The sequence below is a fragment of the Nonomuraea sp. NPDC049784 genome (assembly GCF_040659615.1).
Taxonomy (GTDB): Bacteria; Actinomycetota; Actinomycetes; order Streptosporangiales; family Streptosporangiaceae; genus Nonomuraea.
In genome coordinates this window covers 1-1,659 of sequence record NZ_JBFAMX010001155.1, presented here as the reverse complement: position 1 = coordinate 1,659, position 1,659 = coordinate 1, and the positions used below count along the sequence as shown (strand labels likewise).

At 74.7% G+C, this 1,659-nt stretch carries 2 protein-coding genes; one reads left to right on the top strand and one right to left on the bottom strand.

Going from position 1 to position 1,659, the window contains the following annotated elements; translation table 11 throughout:
• The coding region (locus AB0J09_RS64270; RefSeq protein WP_360714276.1) for a PucR family transcriptional regulator ligand-binding domain-containing protein at positions 1-1,079 on the bottom strand (1,079 nt) is incomplete at its 3' end.
• A gap of 169 nt (positions 1,080-1,248) precedes the next feature.
• Between AB0J09_RS64270 and AB0J09_RS64265 the strand changes: the two genes are divergently transcribed.
• Positions 1,249-1,659, top strand: a 411-nt coding sequence (locus AB0J09_RS64265; RefSeq protein ID WP_360714275.1) for an MFS transporter, incomplete at its 3' end; no start/stop codon positions are given.

Genomic DNA, 1,659 nt, shown 5'->3' with positions numbered 1-1,659 from the left:
CCGCCCGGCACGCCCAGCCGCGCGCACAGCTCCGCACCCCACCGCCGCCCGCCCTCGGGCCCCTCCGGCAGCACGAACACCGTGTACTCGGACCGGGAGCACACGAGGGCCGGCTCCGCGGCGTCCGCCATCACCTCTTCCAGCGCCTCCGCCGCCGTCTCGACCGGCACCGTGACCCGCGCCACGACCACCTCGTACGGCGGGTCCGCCACCGGGCACAGCTCGCCCAACTGGCGGGGCGACAGCCTGCCGTCGAGCACGGCGGCCAGCAGCGCGCCCCGCTGGGCGTGCGCCTTGGCCCGGCTGGCGCGCACGCCGAGCAGCTCCATGGCGAGCAGGCAGGCGGCCTGGTTGGCCAGCATCCGCGCGTGCCACTCCAGCGGCGAGGCGGTGCACACCGCCAGCCAGCCGGTCGGCGGCCCCGAGAAGCCCAGGCTCTGCACCTGCACGGCCTCGATGCCGTCGTCCAGGACGCCGGCGCTGCGCCGGGCCGCCCCCTCCGCCATCTCCCGGGCTCGGGCGTGCCAGGGCCGCTCCCCCGCCGGCGTCGCCGCCCTGGGCTTGCCCTGCGGATCCAGCAGCATGGACTCGCCGCCGGTGTGCTCGGCCAGCGCGCGCAGGATGCCCGACGTGCCCGACAGCAGCGCGGCCCGCGCCATGGCCTCCTGGGCGGCGACGACCCGCCGCTCCCCGCGTACCCGCTCGTCGGCGTGCCACCGGGCGACGGCCTCGGTCACCGCGATGAACGGCGTGAGGATCTCCAGCACCGGCAGGCCATGGAGATCCGCGGCCGCCAGCACCTCCTCGGGGACGGCGGTCATCGCCTCGCCGAGCGCGAAGGCCAGCCCGGCGCAGTCCGCGCCCGACAGCCGCTCGACGTACGCGTGCCGCCCGGCGGGGTCGGCGGGCAGGCCGAGCCCGATGGTCATCACCAGCTCGCCCCCGCGTAGCCACGGCACGGGGTCGGCCAGCTCCGACACGTGCGCCCACCGCACCACACGCGTCAGCCCGGCGCGCCCGGCCAGCAGCCGCATGCGCATGCCGGGCAGGGTCATGGCCTGGGCGACGGTCAGCGCCATGGGAGCCCCTCGGATGTAAGTGCGAACACCGCCACTTGCCACAAGCCGCTGAACGCGGCTCGCGGTGCATACTGCACCCTAATTCATCCCCAGTAGTGCATTTCCTCCTGGCCCCGGCATGCCTGACCTGCGCTTATCGTCGTCGCACCCCCTGACACCCGGAGGAACCATGAATCGCGCCACCCGGGCGGCCGGCGCCGCCTTCGTCGGGACCACGATCGAGTGGTACGACTTCTACGTCTACGCCACAGCCGCCGCGCTGCTCTTCGACGACCTGTTCTTCCCCAACGCCTCCAGCCCCACGGTGGCGCTCATGGCCTCCTTCGCCACGTACGCGGTCGGCTTCTTCGCCAGGCCGCTCGGCGGCATCGTCTTCGGCCACTTCGGCGACCGGGTCGGCCGCAAGTCGGCGCTGGTGGTCACGTTGCTCATGATGGGCGGCGCGACGTTCGCGGTCGGCCTGCTGCCCACGTACGCGTCGATCGGCACGCTCGCCCCCGTGCTGCTGGTGCTGCTCCGCTTCGTGCAGGGGCTGGCGGTCGGCGGCGAGTGGGGCGGGGCCGCGCTCATGGCGGTCGAG